Raw genomic sequence first — 18,109 nt, forward strand, 5'->3', positions numbered from 1 at the left:
AAACCTTATTTAATTTTGTATAAATTATACATGCTCTTTTGTTAAAAAGAATAACTTAACTTTCATTTAGGCTCGACATTTTTAACTTTTTTAGACTATAGTAGCCACCAACATTAAGTTTTTAATTTTTGAAATCTAGCCTTGGTGCTTTATTTGCTCCTATCATCCCGAATTACATTGTGGTGTTTCCTCGTTGAGTTGGGATGACGAGTACAAACACCTAAGCTATTCAATGAATCATAAACGCTAAAGGAGATCAACAGTGTATTTGCAAGGATTTGGTAATCATCATCAAACTGAAGCAGTTCCAGGTGCTTTACCCAGTAGCCAAAATTCACCACAACACTGTAACTTAGGACTTTATGCTGAACAATTAAGTGGAACGGCCTTTACTCGTCCAAGGCAAAATAATTTGCACAGCTGGCTTTATCGAATACTACCTTCTGTAGTTCAAGGCAACTATCAAGCCTATGAAATGGAACTGTTTAAACCCTATCATGCAGAACAGTCACCTAATCCCTTGCGTTGGTCTCCCATAGACTTATTTAAAGAAGAGGATTTTGATTTTGTAGAAGGAATGTTCCATCTTGCTGGAAGTCAGCATGTGAATACATATCTTTATCATTGTACCCGATCCATGCAAAACAAATACTTTGCTAATAATGACGGAGAAATGCTTTTTGTTCCTTACTCTGGCGAAATTAATTTACACACTGAGTTTGGCAAATTAAATATATGTCCGGGGATGATAGCCGTCATTCCCCGCGGTGTTAAATTCAAAATGGAGCTTGTTGGTCCTGAAACCAAAGGATATCTTTGTGAAAACAACGGTACTCCACTCACTCTGCCCCAGTTAGGACCTATAGGCGCAAACGGTTTAGCTAACCCTCGACATTTTCAATATCCACTTGCTGCATTTGAACAAGGTATTACTGAGGCCACTCTGATCTGTAAGTATCAAAATAAATTATGGACAGCAAAATGCAATCACTCTCCCCTTAATGTAGTAGCCTGGCATGGTAATTATGCACCCTATTGTTATGACTTGAGTTTATTCAATACAATTAATTCGGTAAGCTTTGATCACCCAGATCCAAGTATTTTCACAGTATTAACATCAGATAGTGATACACCCGGCGTAGCTAATTTAGACTTCGTCATTTTCCCTCCTCGATGGATGGTTGCTGAACATACATTTAGACCGCCTTACTACCATCGCAATTACATGAATGAGCTCATGGGCCTTGTTCGAGGTGAGTATGATGCAAAAAAAGAGGGATTTTTACCCGGTGGGGTAAGTATTCATAATTGCATGACACCCCATGGGCCGGATCAAATAAGTTATGAAAAGGCTGCAACACAAAAACTTAAACCTGAGCTTTATTTAAATACCTTAGCCTTTATGTTTGAAACAAAGGATGTATGGCAAGTTACGGAGCAAGCAATGCGTATTCCTCAGATGCAAAAAGAGTACACAAACTGCTGGCAAGGGCTTAAAGCAAATTTTGAGTGTCCGTAAATCACCCTCGCCCTTGCCCCTTTGGGGAGAGGGCTAGAGTGAGGGGTTTTTAGAAAATTTACATCGGTTTGTAACCCGATTACTGAGTAGGATTTAATAAAACGCCTTAAATCCCTTATTTAGAGCACACTCAATTTGAAAACTAGCTAATTGTTGGTAATTATTAGCATTCATTACGGTTTTTTTGATAGAAACACTTCCATCTGAATTGATATTGTATTTAACAAATTCAAATACAGGATTACCACGAGCAAGAGGATTATCCAAAGTAAAATGCTTCACTGATGCAGCAATTCGATTGTTATCAATAACAAGAAAGGCATTAGGTTGTACTGAGGCTATAATAGAATTCGAAGATAATTTTTCTGCATTGCATTCTTGAATATTCATTACCAATGTAATTTTTTTACCTTGAGATATTGAATCAGCGATGTCTGTAAAAGTTGTTAATTGTTCTGCATGGACTACTGATGATGAGATTAATAATGCAGATATAATCATTTTTATCATTAGCTTACTCTCCTTATTTTCAGCTTTTAAAATAAATTAGCCTGAGTAAAACGAAATAAAACTAAAAACATCTCAAGTTATTTCGTTTTGCCCAGGCTAAAATAAAAAATTTAGTTTAAAACAAATCTTCCTGCGTTAATCCCATTTTTTCCAATAGACCACGCAATGTCTTTAATGCTTCAACTTGAATTTGACGAACACGTTCTCGTGTTAAATCAATTTCCTTACCCACATCCTCAAGAGTTGCTTTTTCAAAACCCCTCAGGCCAAATCTTCTTGCAATAACCTGTTGCTGATTTTCAGTCAATTTATCCAATAAAGATTCTATATGTAGGCGTAAATTTTCATTGGTTAAGAGTTCTGCAGGATTCACACTGTTTTCATCAGCGATCGTATCCAATAGTGATTTATTTTCATCAAAGCCTATGGGGGTATCTACAGAAGTTACCTTATCATTTAACCCCAGCAACTTTTGTACATCTTCCAGAGGCTTATCAACCATTTCTGCAATTTCTTCGGGTGAAGGCTCATGATCTAATTTTTGCGTAAGTTGCCTTGCCGCCCTAAGATACACATTCAGCTCTTTAACGACATGGATAGGTAAGCGAATTGTTCGGGTTTGATTCATGATAGCACGTTCAATCGTTTGCCTGATCCACCACGTGGCATAAGTTGAAAATCGAAAACCACGTTTCGGATCAAATTTCTCTACGGACTTCATTAACCCCAAATTGCCTTCTTCAATTAAATCAAGAAGTGGCAAACCGCGATTAAGATAACGACGTGAAATTTTAACGACCAAACGTAAATTGGACTCAATCATTTTTTTTCGAGCAGCAACATCCCCCTTCAGAGCAAGGGTTGCATAATGCACTTCTTCTTCAGCGCTAAGTAAAGGAGAAAATCCGATTTCGCTCAAATACAGTTGAGTCGCATCCATCATTTTGAGTGCATTTTTGCCACGAAAAGTAGGAAATGCGATATCATCTGTAAAATCATGAAGCTCTTCATCTTCATCATCTTTTTCAAGAAGCGAATCAATGTCTTCAGCCATTAAGAGCGATTCATCGTCTGGTTCAGTCCATTCCCCATCCTTAAGTTCCGGTTCTTTAATTGACTCATCGTCTTCGTGCATTCTTTTTCACCTATAGTGTTAGTCATGTTGCGAAATTTATTCCATAACTACATTATACTTCAAAACAAAGATTATTGTTGCTATAACTATAAGCTATCTGTCAACCTTTTTGTAGATAATTCAAAGGATTGACTGGTATACCCGATTTTCTGATTTCAAAATGAACACCAGTATATTTACGATCTACAACCCCAACTTCGGCAATAATTTGCCCTGCTTTTACATATTGTCCTTCGGAAACCATAATTTTTGAGTTATTCCCGTAAGCAGTTAAATAGCCGTAATTATGTTTGATAATAATTAAGTTACCATAACCAGCCAAGCCACTTCCAGCATAGGCGACTACCCCAGCTGCCGCAGCGATTACCTTCTCTCCTTTTCTAGAAGCAATATTTATGCCCTTTTTACCTTGTTCAGGAACAAAGGAGGTAACCACATGTCCACTAACAGGCCACAACCATCCTGAAGGAGAACGGGCATATCTATTTGCGGGCGAACGAATCACTGAAGGTCTTATTTGAGGTTTGATAGAGTAATGCCTCATTGGAACGCTTCGACGAACTGTTTGCCTATGTCTTGGTATAATACCTTGTAAGTTGATTACCTGCCCAACCCTTAATGAATAGGGGGGACTTATATGATTCAAGCGTGCCAGAGTTCTATAATCCGTATCATAACGAAACGCGATGGAAAAGAGTGTATCTCCATGTTTCACAACATAAACTTTTTGTTGGCGCCAGGGATTCCATTTTAACTCCGTGACAGGAGCTAAATTGCTACCACATCCAACTAAGGTGATGACGAGGAAAAGACATAATAATCTTTTGCAAAATGTACCTATCATTTATTACCTCAAACACAATTGTTTTATTCGATGCGGATCCCATTGAGCCAATTGGCTAATTGATCAAACATTTTGTAATTCGTCATATCCAAATGAAGTGGTGTAATGGAAACATACCCTTCGCTTATTGCATAAAAATCAGTTCCAGGGCCTGCATCTGCTTGTGGTCCGGGCAAGCCTATCCAGTAAATAGGACGTCCTCTAGGATCCCGGTCTTTCACAATAGGTTCCGCGCTATGCCGAGTTCCTAAGCGAGTTACCTGCAAACCCTTTAATTGATGTAATGGCATATCAGGAACATTAATATTTAAAATAGTTTGTGAAGGAAGGCTGTGTTTGCTCAATTTCATCACCAAATGTTTGGCAATAATAGCGGCTGTTTCATAATGTTGAATGTTATCTCCCACCATAGAAATCGCAAGAGCAGGCAAACCCAAATAGCGCCCCTCCACTGCGGCAGCTACAGTGCCCGAATAAAGAGTATCATCCCCTAAGTTAGCACCATCATTTATTCCAGAAACAACCATGTCAAAATGAGTCTCTAAAAGACCGGTTATTGCTAAATGGACACAATCAGTCGGTGTGCCTTCAACACTATGATAACCGTTGTCCAGTTTTTTGACTTTTATTGGTTGAGACAGAGTCAAAGAGTTGCTTGCACCACTTCGATTTCTATCTGGCGCAACTACATCAACATTCACACAAGTTGACAATTCTTTTGCCAAAATATTAATTCCGGGTGCAAAAACCCCATCATCATTACTTATCAATACATTCATTTTTAACTCGTTGGTGATTCAAACCATTTTACTACTGCCAAATGATCCGTTAAGTCACTTTTGTTTTTAGTTAACTCGGCTTGTAAATTGGCATTAGTAGCCTCAGTTTTTAATTGGTTCTGCTGCTTTGCAATGGTTTCCTGCAAGACCAGTATTTTTTTCCCAAAACCTTGGGGACTAAGCTGTAATTGATACGCCAGTTGGTTCATCCGATTGGCAAGGGCCTCGAGTTGGTCGCAAGTCAAGCCCCGTGGTTGTCTTTGTGGACAACTCTTTATCGCTTGTTGCAACTCATTGGGGTGCGATTTGTAATAATGTTCATTGTCTTGCGAACAAGATGTTAGTCCTAAAATTACGAATAGCACTGCCAAATATTTATTCATACTCAACCTATTATAAACTACAAAAAAGCGATATTATCATTAGACAACTGCTAACGCCATCTTATGAGATAACCATGCTTGATTTTAAATTGCTACGTGATCCGCAAACAGGAGAACAATATATTGAAACTTCTCTTTGTGGTAAACCACTCCTCACTACGCCCCAATTAAATAAGGGTACAGCATTTACTAATGAAGAAAGAAAAGAGTTTGGACTGTTAGGTAAACTTCCTCATCGGGTTGAAACACTGGATGAACAAGTCAAACGCGCCTACTTACAATATTCAAGTTATACCACAAGGTTACAACAAAATATTTATCTAAATAACTTACATGATAAAAATCAGATTCTTTTCTATAAATTAATCAATCGGCATTTAGGTGAAATGCTGCCTGTAATATATACCCCTATAGTAGGAACCGCAGTAAAACGCTTTAGTCATGAGTACAGGCAGCCCAGGGGATTGTATATTTCTCATTCAGATAAAAATCAGATCGATGAAATATTAAAAAATCGTTCCAATCCTGAAATTGATGTAATCGTGGTTACTGATGGAGAAGGTGTCTTGGGGATTGGGGACCAAGGGATTGGAGGCATGGATATTCCTGTTGCCAAGCTGATGGTTTATTGTTTATGTGGCGGTATTGAGCCGACCCGCACCCTGCCAATTTTTCTTGATGCAGGTACAAACAACCAAGAGCTTCTTAATGATCCCATGTACCTGGGATGCCGCCATCCACGAATTAATTCAGCTGCATACGATGAATTCATTTCAACGTTTGTTCATGAAATCCACAAACAATTCCCCAACGCCTTTTTACACTGGGAGGATTTTGGTCGAGGCAATGCACGACGCATCCTGGATAAATTTCAAGATCAACTGTGTACCTTTAATGATGATATTCAAGGTACTGGTGCAGTGACATTAGCGGCTTTATTAGCGGCATGCGATGTAACCGGTTCAAAATTACATGAGCAACGTATTGTGGTATTTGGAGCGGGATCTGCAGGAACAGGAATTAGCGATCAAATTATTGACGCTATGGTTCGCGAAGGACTCAGTCCTGAAGAAGCCTATCAACGTTTTTGGCTCATAGACCGCCAAGGGTTATTGCTCAATACCGACCCGGACCTAACTGAGGCACAGAAATGCTATGCTCGTAACTCTAAAGAAATCGAGACATGGGCTATCAATGAAAAACAACACCCTTCACTGACTGATACCGTAAGACATGTTAAACCGACTATTCTTATCGGTTGTTCTGCTCAACCAGGAGCCTTCTCTCAAGACATCATTGAAACGATGTCCATTAATTGTGAGCGCCCTATTATATTTCCATTATCAAATCCTGATGAACGATGCGAAGCGAAACCTGCAGATATTTTAACATGGAGTCAAGGACGAGCATTAATTGCTACAGGGACTGCTTTTCCTGCTGTTGAATACCATAATCGCATGGTACAAATTGCCCAATGCAATAATGCATTGGTTTTTCCTGGGATAGGCTTGGGAGTACTTGCTGTTAATGCAACAAAATTAACCAAAGAAATGATTCTGGCTGCAGCACATGCATTATGTAAATTTGCCCCAAGTAAAAAGGAAAGTTATTTACCTTTATTACCTTCTCTAGATGATGCCCAAACTGTTGCTAAAGAAATAGCAGTAGCTGTAGCACGTTGTGCAATCGATTCTGGTCTTGCGCAAAGAAACCATGACGCAGATTTGGAAAAATTGGTAGCAGATATGTTTTGGGAACCAAGATATTTGCCATTTAAATTCAGCAAAACTTGATTCTTGGTTCACAACAAGCCAACATCATCCCAAGTGCAACGAGAGATCTCTAAGCTGTAGCACTGTAGTTACAATAGGAGATCCCCCGCTGCACTAGGGATGGACATACCCCCTACCCCATTCCTCTCATTTTTAACCGAATGCATACTTAGGATTTGCAAGAAGCTCCATGCTCCTTGGAATTGAAGCAACCCTTAAAGAAGAATTGAGTTGGATAATCCCAAAGCCACCAGTGTTTTTCCGACCTATAGTTAAATCAATTTTAAGTAATTGGATTACATTCCCATTTTCATATTGATAATTAATCTTTAAAGGAAGGCTTAGTGTCCATGTATTGTCTCTAGATTCAACAATTTGTATTTTTCCATCTATTTGGCTTGTTGCCCTTAATTTTTTGGTTTTGAATGTTTTCATGTTGCCTGATTTTTCCAAGGAACTTATAAACTCATACCAAGCCTGATCCGTATAGCAAGACTGCAATTTCTTCAATTGTAAATCTATGGCCTCGGAGTCAAAATTAAACGATTTTGTTACAGCATACTGAGCCCAATCCGATATAATGTTTTCATTGATTTCAGGAGTTTCAGCAGAAACTTTATAATCACAATCAATAAAGTCTGCTTTCCTTTGTTGTTCCGCTTGAGCTTGTTGCGTTTTTTGAACTGAGTCAATGTTCTTATTGGATAAATTAGTCACTGCTGTATTTGCGTTAGCGGGATCATTAAGCGTAGCAATAATTCGCGCAATACCAAAATCGCCAGAAGGTTTACGTTCCATGCTTAAGTCAACATTCAAAAATTTAATTACTTTAATTTGTTTGTTTTGATAAACAACTTGTAAAAGTAACTCCATATTCCATTGATTATTCCGTGTTGCAATGAGTTTTGTTTGACCACTCACCTTACTGCTCATAATAAGCTTTTGTGATTTAATTGCCTCTATGTTTCCTGATTTATCTAAAGCATTCTTAAAGTGCTCCCAACCTTTTGCTGTATAACAAGACTTTAATTTCTGTAGCTGAGTATCTATAGAATCCGAGTTAAAATCAAAAGATTGAATTGCGGCATTTTCCGCCCATTTTTTCACCAATTCTTCATCGATCTTGGTAATTCCGTCCGGAACTTTGAAATCACAATTGATTGCTTCTGGAGTCTTAAGTAGTTCAGAAGTAGTGTTAAAAATAATTTTCGGGACTTGAGTGGCTTGCAAATGTTCGAAATCTTGTACTGGTTGTATTTTATTAGTCTGTTGCATGGAACCAGCTCGCTGGTAACTCGCAGGGAGATGCGCATTGGATACCAGAGCTTCAGCATGATTGGAAGATGAGGAATTAACCGTCGGCATAGCGTTCGTTTTTAAAATGACAAGCTCACCACTGTTTTTCCTGCCTAGGGTTAAATTTACATTTAATTGAGTAATTTGATTGGTATCATTTTGGTGGACTAGTTGCATGGGGAAACTAATATGCCATTGATTTGTTTTATTTTCGGCGAGTTGACGTTTCCTGTCTCTCTGTTGGCTGTCTAAATTTTCTGTTTTCAGCGTTTTTATTTTATCTAAATGTTCTAATGCAAGCTTCAATCCAACAGCACCTTGCTCTTTGAAATAGGTGAGTAACTGAGGCAATTTTGTATCCACGAAATCTGATTTAATAGCAAGGAATTGATTTTGAGCCCATTCAAATCCATTGGCTTTGGAGGGATTTTCAATCGCTACTATTTCCTCAGATTTTTTATCACTAGAAGCTAAATTTACTGGCTGAGCTGCCATTGATTTCTTATGATTTTGTACCTGATGTTTTTGTACTTCAACTAAAGGCTGGGCCTTTTGTGCATCATCGCGCACTGATTTTAGACATAATTCGGGCAGATTTAGCGCTTTATCTAGTTCATAAAAAGATTTTATTGGAGCGCTGGTGAGTAAAGAGGTGAGAAACGAAGCAACCTTTTTTTGTAGGTTTTCAACATTATCCATTTGCTGAGTAACACTCAAAGAAAAACCTTTCATCGCTTCTCTTATTGTTATTGCTTTTTGAGATAACGGGGTAGCACGTGGTGTTGCGACAATTTGAGCTATACCGAGTTTAAATGCGTTTCTCCAGCTGATAATTATGTAAACATTAAGAAAATGCGTCACCTCTTCTTTATCATTTTTATAAAGAACTTTAATGGGCACATTCATTTGCCATTGATTTTCCTGAGCATCAATAAATTGAACTTCCCCATCTAAGGCGCTGCTCACCATTAGATTTTTGGTTTTAATTGAATTAATATTTTTTGAATCGTGTAATGCATTAACGAAACTAGCCCACCCATTTTTAGTATAGCAAGCTCTTAAATTTTTCAACTGGGTATCAAAAGACTGAAAATTAAAATCAAAAGAATGGAGTACAGCATATTCGGCCCAGCTTACAACCAAGGCTTTATCAATTTTTTGAGTGTCACCAGAAATCCGATAATCACAATTGATTCCAACTAATTGTCGCGTTTTTGTGGTCGTGTTCTTTTTTTGGTGAGTTGTCTCTACTTTTTGTATCCCTTGATGAGATTTGGAATTCGTAGATATTGTTTCAGAAAGAATAGCTGGAGTTTGTGCGGCATATACTTGAGCCAAGCTTAAATGAAACAATGCGCCACAAACTATAATTTTTTTCATGAGAGAACATCCTTATTATTATTATTTTCCAGTATCTCTTTCTTATTGTCTGATAATTATAGTTAATACTCTTAATCGAACTATTCTAATTAAGAGTGTATTAAATAATACAAAAATTTCAACATGACTGAACTTGTCCAAGAGAGCCCAAAACACTCTTGTTGCCACTTGCATGTTGAGAGGCATCGTTGGATAAAGAAAATAGATAAAATTTTTTTTATTTCTCTTTGACAGAATTTGGATGTCCAGTGAAACGAACTCAGCATTTATTCTTATCAGTTTTTTACAAAATTCACTTTAATTTTTTTAACTGTTGCAGTATCAGGCTCCCAAGAACGCGCATATTTAAGTACAATCATAGTACTTGCAGGGTAACTTTTCCCCTTCTGTAATTCAAAAGTGAAATGCATTTGTCCACCAGCCCCAATGAGATTAGTCTTTGGCTTTTCATAAGTACTGTTGCTGAGGATTAATAAATTTTTATCAAAACTAACTACCTTCCATTGAAATCCGGTAGTTGGATTAGCAGGTAACGTTACTACAAAATTAGGATTATTCGCACTCACTTCCATAGTTGAAGTATCATTTGCATAGGTCATCATCGAACAACTGAGAAGCAATAAACCAAGTACTGTTTTCATTCACCAGCTCCTTTTGGATATTCTACCCATCAGTTTAGCCTATTTTAGCAGATTCTGTGATTATCAAATCCTGAGTAATACATTGCTTAAAAATGATGCTGACCTAAACGATAAAAGGAGGCTAAAATTCTTAATGATCATAACTCATTGACTGTATTCTTAAAATTAGCTACCCTGCGCAAAGTTAAGTCATCGAGAGAATTTTATGCTAAATTTAATTGGCTGGTTTGAAATAAGCGAAATATTAGATTTAAACGATGAAGCAGAAGATGAAAATTACCTCTCGGGAATTATGAACAGAGCGGTAAGTAAGTATCGAGAACGTCCGGGGTTCTTTACTCGATATCAAAATGGTAATGAGTTTGCGGGAGAATTACTGGCACCGATTTGGTATCCTTTAGCTTCTACTATTGGTACAGCTCTTATGGCATTTACCGCAGTTATTGCTGCATGTTATTTCGTAGGCTTCCTATTGTATGGTCTAGCGTCAATTATAATGATGAGTGCTGAACATCGTAATACAGCATTAGAAGGCATCGCAAACAGTCTCAGTCTTGAAGGTTTTACACTTCTTGGAACTGTTGCCGGTGCATTACTAACCGTTCTTAGTATCCCTCATAGCCTTGTTTCTCTCGTTACTCGCTCAACTGTTACAGCAGTTACAGGAACAACTGATTGTGGTGAAGATGATGATTCATTTCTCATTTATCGATAAAGTGGTATGCCCCCTAATCCCCTACAGCCAGGGTTCTGCTGCTGCACTTGACTAAAACTCTCGATTTCATAATTTTCAATATAAATCTTGATATTAAAGCATAGAAAAGCGATTATTTTATCTTTTGAAATCAGAGTTAGGAGCGCGAGTGGAATACGAAACCATGGAATTTGATGTAATCATCGTCGGTGCAGGACCGGCGGGGTTATCTGCCGCGATTAAATTAAAACAATTGGCTTTAGCCGCTCAAAAAGAATTATCAGTTTGCATTCTAGAAAAAGGGGCTCAAGTCGGGTCTCATATTCTTTCTGGAGCGGTTTTAGAGCCTAGAAGTCTTAAAGAGCTTCTTCCAGAAACCTGGCAAGATGCACCTTTAGATACTGCAGTAACTGAAGATCTTTTTTATTTTCTTACTAAAAAAAACGCCTACAAACTTCCAACGCCTAAACCTATGCATAATGAAGGCAATTATATTATTAGCCTAGGTGAGCTTTGCATATTTCTCGCGCAACAGGCAGAATCTCTGGGTTGTGAGATCTATCCTGGTTTTGCTGCGGTTCAAGCACTTTATAATGATCAAAATCAAGTGATTGGCGTTGCAACAGGGAGTGTAGGCATCGACAAAAATAAAGAAAAAACAAACAATTACCAACCTGGAATGCATTTACTTGCGAAACAAACTTTGCTCGCTGAAGGATGTCGAGGACAACTTAGCCAAAGCCTAATGGCCCGTTATCACCTTAGGGATAAAGCCAACCCCCAAACTTATGGTCTAGGTATAAAAGAAATTTGGCAAGTCCAACCAGAACAACATAAACCTGGAAAAGTCATCCATACCATAGGCTGGCCGATGGATCACGCAACCTATGGTGGTTCATTTCTATATCATTTGTCTAATCATCGTGTTGCCATTGGTTTTGTAGTGGGTTTAGATTATAAAAATCCATGGTTAAGTCCTTTTGCTGAATTTCAGCGTTTTAAAACACATCCATTGGTACAACCTGTTTTAACCGGAGGTGAGCGAATCAGCTATGGTGCGCGTGCACTGATTGAAGGGGGTTGGCAATCGCTACCAAAACTTACTTTTCCTGGTGGTGCATTAATTGGTGATGCGGCGGGCTTCCTTAATGTTCCTAAAATTAAAGGAATTCATACAGCCATGCAATCGGGTATGCTCGCAGCAGAAGCATGCTTCGAATCATTACAGCAAGATCACCTCGCCCCATTTGAACTTACTGACTACCCCCAGAAAGTCAAAAGCTCCTGGCTGAATAAAGAGCTTTATTCGGTACGTAACATAAGACCAGGATTCAAATACGGCTTGATTCCAGGTTTGCTCAATGCCGCACTGGAAACTTATATCACACGAGGCTATTCTCCATGGACCTTGAGAAATCATGCCGATTACAATACCTTAATTCCAGCGGGAAAAGCCAAGAAAATTGACTACCCTAAACCGGATGGAGTACTTACTTTCGATAGGCTTTCATCTGTTTTTTTAACCAACACCTATCATGAGGAAAATCAGCCCTGCCATCTTGTCTTGAAAAAACCTCAATTGGCAATAGATTTAAATTTAAAAACTTATGCATTCCCTGAGGGTCGTTATTGCCCCGCAGGAGTATATGAAATTATTGAAGAGGAAAATGGCCCCAGATTACAAATCAATGCTCAAAATTGCATTCATTGTAAAACCTGTGATATCAAAGATCCGCGACAAAATATTGTCTGGCATGCGCCTGAAGGAGGCGGTGGGCCTAATTATTCTGGGATGTAAGCGCTCAGACAGGTTGGGTTCTAAAATTCAACCTGCATTGAAATTCTATATACTGAACAATGTCACAAAAAAAGTGTCATTTTGATAGTGTTTTTTTCATCATTCTGCCTCATAATTCGCCCTTCATAAAAACAGAGTGAAACAGCCTTGTGCTGTTGGCTTTAAATAATATCAATTTTATCGAAGGGAACCCATGTCCAAATTAACGAAAATATTAAAAAAAATACACACCAATTTAAATAATTATTTAGCTGATACAAATCAAGTAGACTTATTGGCTGAAAATATTGAACAATTTGAAGAGATCTCTAACTCCTATTTAAGAAAACTCTACAAAAAAGTATCTGCTTTTGATTTATTGGAAAACAACCAGGCTTTATTAACCATTGCATCCAGTTACATTCATTATGCGCTTGCACAAAAAAATAATATCAAAAATCTTGATAATCTACTGAGTCTTTATAGCAAAGCAAGTGCTTGCTTTCAAAGAATTATTAATTCCACTGAATTACTCCCTCCTGCGCTCTTAAATAAAGAACAGTCAGAGCATCTGCTAATCGCACACTTTCAGCTGCATAAGATTAAATTTCTTCAAGCTGAGATGCGACTCTTTTTTATTTTAAAGAACAACTTGCAAAATTCCAGCTCAGTACGAGAAGAAATAAAAGATATTATTGCTGAATATACTCAGTTTAACAAAATTCTGACCAAGAGATACAAAGATCGCATTCTTCGAGAGCAACTTTCAATTGACAGTACACTACTAGATTCCATTCAGGAAGGGCTTAAATCAGCACGAAATTTACTCGATAGCCCACCCCCACAACAAACAGCAAAACGTCATCACCTTGAAACCGATGATAGTCATGCAGATACAGAAGATTTATCTGATACAAAGAAGAAAAAGGCTGATAAAATGGTTCAAACAAGTGCATCCAGTTCGGAGTCAATACATTTTGAGAATGGAAATACGCTCCTTGAATTGAGTGGCTTAGAACTTTTAAGTACCGCTGCCACTGAAATAGCCCCCATGATGATGGATGATAACCCTATTTTGGTGTCATCGATGCCAGAACCTAGCCCAGTGCCGCAAATTCTTTGGCCACAACCTATTGCCAAAGCGAGGGAAGACAGTGAAATGTTTTTAACTGAATTCAAAAAATGGGCTGAGGCATATTTTTATTCAAGAGGGGAATATTCAGATGGCAAAAGAGCTGAAAAATCTCTAGCAAAAATGGCCCATTCTTTATTGTTTGCTGCCATGAAATTGCAACAAGAAAGTTCAGTATATAAAGGGAAACCATTTAATCCCGCCATTCAAATGGCAGTACAGCTATTTTTATTAGCAAGTGCCAAGGATGCACAAACAACTCTCGAGGCGTCAGAAAAGCTAAAAAGCTTATCAAAAGAATATTCAATTCTTTTAAAACCATTTGTTCGTTCATTTATCCATACGCCCCCCCCTGAAAAATTTATTCTTCATTTAAGAATGCAATTTTCTGAAAACCAATCGAGTGTGTCCTTTTTAGGTCTAGAAATTGAAGATGTTATTGAAAAGCTATTCAAATATTTGGAAACGGTATTAACTGTTGAAGACTATGAACGAGTGACACAATGCGCTACCGATTGTTTGATAAAAGCTTATGATAGGCTGGTTGAGCAGAATTCATTTTCATCTCCTATGAGAAAATAAAGGATTAAAAAGTTAGGTGAATCAATCCCTTTGGTTCATCTAACTTCTTTTCATTAGATCTGAGTATGCTATTTTTCAATTCGTTTATTTTGCGCGTGATTTTTTGCGTAAAGGATAATATTCCTTCATCTGAAATGTCGCGAATAGCAATAAAACGACTAGGTGCAGCACCATCTCTAATACAGGAGAGAATAAAACCAGATAATTTGGATTTGGGGCTCCTGATTCTCTTCATTTTCCTACCAAAGCCTCAGTTCAAAAAGTAGATTTGATTGCATTACTTCTTTTGCCCATGACTTAAAAAACTCTTAACGAATTGTAGTTGAAACTCAATTTTAGCCATGCCGTCAAGAATAAGATCTGCTCTTTTTTTCAGTTCTTCATCAAAAAATAAAGTTCTTGCTTCATTTAAATAAAACGCCAACTCCTCCAAAAGCTCCTTTTTGTCCTTATTTTCTTCTGAATAATCACGCAACACTCTTCTGCATAAAGAAACATCCAAAGGAACTTCAATATGCACGCATAAATCGATATATTGTCCCGTCTGCTGATGCAAACGACCTAAAGGTGCATCAAAAATAATAAACTCAGTCGGTCCCAATACCTCAAGAGTTATAGGGTGCACAATAGAGTTTTCTGACTTCAATACCTGGAGAACCTGAGCAAGTTCACAGTAATTCCATTCTTGATAATCTCGTCCACGTTGATGCCAATCAACATAATCTTCTGGAGCGATTGAAATAGCATCAAACTGATCCCAACTGATGAGTACAGCACCTAAATCCTTTGCCAGAGTCGCAGCTAGTGTTGATTTTCCTGCACCGGATACCCCACTAATACCAAGTATCATTACCATTAGATAACCTCATAAGTTCAATGGCTATTCAAAAACATCGGCTTATTATATTCTAAATTTGGGGTTAATCTGGTATTTGGCATATAAAACATAAAAGCATTTAACTACTCTAAGGACGGAAAAATGTTTGATTCGTTCCATTTACAAGGTGTAGAAGCTTTTAAAAAAGGCGAGTATATACAAGCTAAAAAACTATTCCTCCAAGCAATTAATCTAAATCATGAAAGTCCAGAAATTTATTTTCTTCTGGGTAAAACAAGTTTTTTGTCTGACGAAAAAAACGAGGCGATTTCCTATTTGAACCGATTTTTTGAATTAACGATGAACACAAAAAATCGGGAAAACTGGCCTGATGCATTTGATCTTCTAGGACAATGTTATGCGGCTAACAACCAGAATGAGGTAGCAATTTCCTATTACTTTGCTGCGATTGAGACTGACTTTAATTGTGTGTCAGCACGATACAATTTGGGATTAAGCTATATGAAACTAGCTCAAGATTATCTCAAGTCCAATTTAAAAAATTGTTTTATTTTACTTAGGGACGCACAAATTGCACTTATTTCAGTCTTAGAACTATGTGGCGATAATCCTAAGTTTTTACATACAGCCGCAAGTTGGCATGAACAATATATGCATCTATTAAATCAATCATCAACAGGAAAATATATGCAAGAGGAAATCAGCGTGCACTTTATGTGTGCCATTCACTATTATAGTGAAGCCTTAGCTCATTGCCCTAGAGGGGATTGCGCATTTAAAAAAGTGATTTCAGAAAATCTAACTGAATGTTGTGTTCAATTTGGGCATCATTTGTATCAAAGTGAAGAATATTTAAAAGCACAAGAACTCTATTTGTTAACTCTTGAATTAGATCAAAGTCATATTCCTGCACTCAATCAAGCTGGTATGTGTTGCTTCAAACAAGAGATGTATACGGAAGCAAGAAAATTGTTTGTCATGATTCTTGAGCAAACCAGTGACAGACAGGTTCAAACTGATGCTTGGTTAAATATAGCCTGTTGTTATCGACTGGAAAAAAATTGGGAAAAAGTGGAACAATCTCTCCTTAAAGCACGAACATTAGCTCAAGACAATCTCAGAATTGATGAGGAAGCAGAGAAGTTAAAGCAAGCCAAATCTCAAGCATTGCTCGTGGTAAATACTCAAACTATTTTTGGTATTAAACCAGATAACAATCACAGCTTGGCCTTTCTTGATACTGATAGCTTTCATTTAAATTAAGAAATCAAGTATTTTTTCTGTGAAGACCAGGCTATCAAGCCTCTATATAATTTGGTTATATTTTAGATGTGATGAAAAATCGGCAAGGTCGATCAATTTATAAATATTATTGCCATTATTTTGATCAAATGGCAAAATACCATGCAAATCAACTTTTTTCTACATCAAATGAGAGAATGGTTAAAGCTTTTTTATACACAAAATCATAACATCACCTTAACTATAAACGGTAAAACTTTTAAAAAAACGGATTGTGAGCGAATTGGAGGGGGCTCCGAAAAACATGTTTATAAGATTAAAGGCACAAACCAATGTTTTTTTATTCCAAACAAAGGATGGGGTAATTGGGATGCCAAAATTCAAGCGGAAAAACTCCTGCTTGATCAAATCACGGACCTGGGATTAAAAACACAACGATTTGAAATTGTTCCTATCGAAATACATGAACCCGGCAAGTCCACCTATACCATTAATGTTCTTGTAACGAAGGATTTTACAAGTCTTTGCCAAGAAGAATCTATTGTCATTTATAACGCCAAAGGGGATCAAAAGGTTATTGGTACACCTCCAGATATTATTACCTTAAAAGAACGCTTGAAGGATAAGAGTTTTGCGCTAAAAATGGTAGAAAATATCATCAATGAATATGCAACCGCATTTACATTTTCCTTGCCCATTAGCATTCTGAGTTACATAGATGATAGCGAACATTTTTATTTTAAATTACCTCCAGAGCAATCTACCGAGCCCCCAGTAATAGGCTTCATGTTTTGGGATGTTGTCTCAGATTTTTCAGGAACAAGTTTACCCTATGTTCCAACTCTGGAAGAGTTAAAATCAGGAACCAGGAACAAATCCGACTTGTTTTATAGCCCTCTTAGAGGATTAAAGTTTTTAGCAAATAATATTGCTTGTACCATGTACGAAATGTCTTCTAAAAAAGAAGATGGGTTTGATTTTGTAAGAGAAGTTGAAGAGGATTTAATTCCAGTACTAAACAATGACGAAACCCTTAAAATCGCCCTGACTCAAGCAAAAAGGAAAGGCATTATTTTATTTACTCGATTCTTAGATGAATTAACCAATATTGAAAATAAAAATATAGTTCCCGCTGGTTTTGTTGAACTGATGAAGTCGGCTCTCTCACTTGAAGAGCCTGATTTACTCCAGCGTGCGTTCAGGATCTACCCTAATCCTATTGATTTGCCCCAAGAACATATTGATCAAATTATGGCTGAAGCTAAAAAATATGGAAATCCTATCAACATTGACTTTTTAAATAGTCATCTTGTGGTAGAACGTTTAAAAAGCAATTTTATGCAAAAATATAATGCAAAATTAACCTCCGATAAAAAAGCCTGGTGTGGTTTGTATTCATTTTTTGCTACCAGCTATGTTAAAAACGATATGTCCTTACAAGAGTTAGTTGATCATGCTCAAGGACATTCCAAACAAGGCACTGGAAAACGCAGTCAGGAAATAATGAAGAGCATGGGATGGTTGAACGAAGATAATGAAGTATGCGGGGAGATAAGGGAATATTTATTGAAAATTTAGAATATTG

The 18,109-nt window shown here is 37.4% G+C and carries 15 protein-coding genes; 7 read left to right on the plus strand and 8 right to left on the minus strand.

Annotated elements, in window-relative coordinates:
• Positions 1–262 precede the first annotated feature (262 nt).
• Positions 263–1,519, plus strand: a complete 1,257-nt coding sequence (hmgA, locus tag ACF8MK_RS15585) for a homogentisate 1,2-dioxygenase (protein WP_392537426.1) — start codon at positions 263–265, stop codon at positions 1,517–1,519.
• Between the two features lie 93 nt (positions 1,520–1,612).
• On the opposite strand, the gene ACF8MK_RS15590 is transcribed toward hmgA, so the two are convergent.
• The 5 genes from ACF8MK_RS15590 to ACF8MK_RS15610 form a co-directional block, all read right to left on the minus strand.
• Positions 1,613–2,029, minus strand: coding sequence for a VirK family protein (locus ACF8MK_RS15590; RefSeq protein WP_392537427.1), 417 nt, complete (start codon positions 2,027–2,029; stop codon positions 1,613–1,615).
• A gap of 115 nt (positions 2,030–2,144) precedes the next feature.
• Positions 2,145–3,164, minus strand: coding sequence for an RNA polymerase sigma factor RpoS (rpoS, locus tag ACF8MK_RS15595; RefSeq protein ID WP_028381925.1), 1,020 nt, complete (start codon positions 3,162–3,164; stop codon positions 2,145–2,147).
• Positions 3,165–3,264: 100 nt separating this feature from the next.
• Positions 3,265–4,008, minus strand: coding sequence for a peptidoglycan DD-metalloendopeptidase family protein (locus ACF8MK_RS15600; RefSeq protein WP_392537428.1), 744 nt, complete (start codon positions 4,006–4,008; stop codon positions 3,265–3,267).
• Between the two features lie 23 nt (positions 4,009–4,031).
• Positions 4,032–4,787, minus strand: a complete 756-nt coding sequence (gene surE, locus ACF8MK_RS15605; RefSeq protein ID WP_392537429.1) for a 5'/3'-nucleotidase SurE — start codon at positions 4,785–4,787, stop codon at positions 4,032–4,034.
• Between the two features lie 2 nt (positions 4,788–4,789).
• Positions 4,790–5,170 carry a hypothetical protein gene (locus ACF8MK_RS15610; RefSeq protein WP_392537430.1) on the minus strand — a complete coding sequence of 127 codons (381 nt, stop codon included), beginning with the start codon at positions 5,168–5,170 and terminating at the stop codon, positions 4,790–4,792.
• 74 nt (positions 5,171–5,244) lie between these two features.
• On the opposite strand from ACF8MK_RS15610, the gene ACF8MK_RS15615 reads away from it, so the two are divergent.
• Positions 5,245–6,963, plus strand: coding sequence for an NAD-dependent malic enzyme (locus tag ACF8MK_RS15615; RefSeq protein ID WP_392537431.1), 1,719 nt, complete (start codon positions 5,245–5,247; stop codon positions 6,961–6,963).
• A gap of 132 nt (positions 6,964–7,095) precedes the next feature.
• Here ACF8MK_RS15615 and ACF8MK_RS15620 read toward each other — a convergent pair whose 3' ends face one another.
• Both ACF8MK_RS15620 and ACF8MK_RS15625 read right to left on the minus strand, forming a co-directional pair.
• Entirely contained in the window at positions 7,096–9,618 is a 2,523-nt protein-coding gene (locus ACF8MK_RS15620) for a DotI/IcmL family type IV secretion protein (RefSeq protein WP_392537432.1), read from the minus strand.
• A gap of 275 nt (positions 9,619–9,893) precedes the next feature.
• Positions 9,894–10,259, minus strand: coding sequence for a protease inhibitor I42 family protein (locus ACF8MK_RS15625; RefSeq protein WP_392537433.1), 366 nt, complete (start codon positions 10,257–10,259; stop codon positions 9,894–9,896).
• Positions 10,260–10,464: 205 nt separating this feature from the next.
• Between ACF8MK_RS15625 and ACF8MK_RS15630 the strand changes: the two genes are divergently transcribed.
• The 3 genes from ACF8MK_RS15630 to ACF8MK_RS15640 all read left to right on the plus strand — a co-directional run bounded on the left by ACF8MK_RS15630 (position 10,465) and on the right by ACF8MK_RS15640 (position 14,444).
• Positions 10,465–10,974: a hypothetical protein gene (locus ACF8MK_RS15630; protein WP_392537434.1), complete on the plus strand. Its 510-nt coding sequence runs from the start codon at positions 10,465–10,467 to the stop codon at positions 10,972–10,974.
• A gap of 148 nt (positions 10,975–11,122) precedes the next feature.
• A complete protein-coding gene (locus tag ACF8MK_RS15635; protein WP_392537435.1) occupies positions 11,123–12,751 on the plus strand; it encodes an electron transfer flavoprotein-ubiquinone oxidoreductase in 1,629 nt (542 codons plus the stop codon).
• A 193-nt stretch (positions 12,752–12,944) separates the two neighbouring features.
• A complete protein-coding gene (locus tag ACF8MK_RS15640) occupies positions 12,945–14,444 on the plus strand; it encodes a hypothetical protein (RefSeq protein ID WP_392537436.1) in 1,500 nt (499 codons plus the stop codon).
• Between the two features lie 277 nt (positions 14,445–14,721).
• On the opposite strand, the gene ACF8MK_RS15645 is transcribed toward ACF8MK_RS15640, so the two are convergent.
• Positions 14,722–15,300, minus strand: a complete 579-nt coding sequence (locus tag ACF8MK_RS15645) for an AAA family ATPase (RefSeq protein WP_392537437.1) — start codon at positions 15,298–15,300, stop codon at positions 14,722–14,724.
• Between the two features lie 123 nt (positions 15,301–15,423).
• Between ACF8MK_RS15645 and ACF8MK_RS15650 the strand changes: the two genes are divergently transcribed.
• Both ACF8MK_RS15650 and ACF8MK_RS15655 read left to right on the plus strand, forming a co-directional pair.
• The gene (locus ACF8MK_RS15650) at positions 15,424–16,545 is read left to right on the plus strand and encodes a tetratricopeptide repeat protein (RefSeq protein WP_392537438.1); all 1,122 of its coding nucleotides are present in this window, start codon (positions 15,424–15,426) and stop codon (positions 16,543–16,545) included.
• A 141-nt stretch (positions 16,546–16,686) separates the two neighbouring features.
• Positions 16,687–18,102, plus strand: a complete 1,416-nt coding sequence (locus ACF8MK_RS15655; RefSeq protein ID WP_392537439.1) for a hypothetical protein — start codon at positions 16,687–16,689, stop codon at positions 18,100–18,102.
• The last annotated feature ends 7 nt before the right edge of the window (positions 18,103–18,109 follow it).

This window comes from Legionella sp. 227, from assembly GCF_043161935.1.
GTDB lineage: Bacteria > Pseudomonadota > Gammaproteobacteria > Legionellales > Legionellaceae > Legionella > Legionella sheltonii.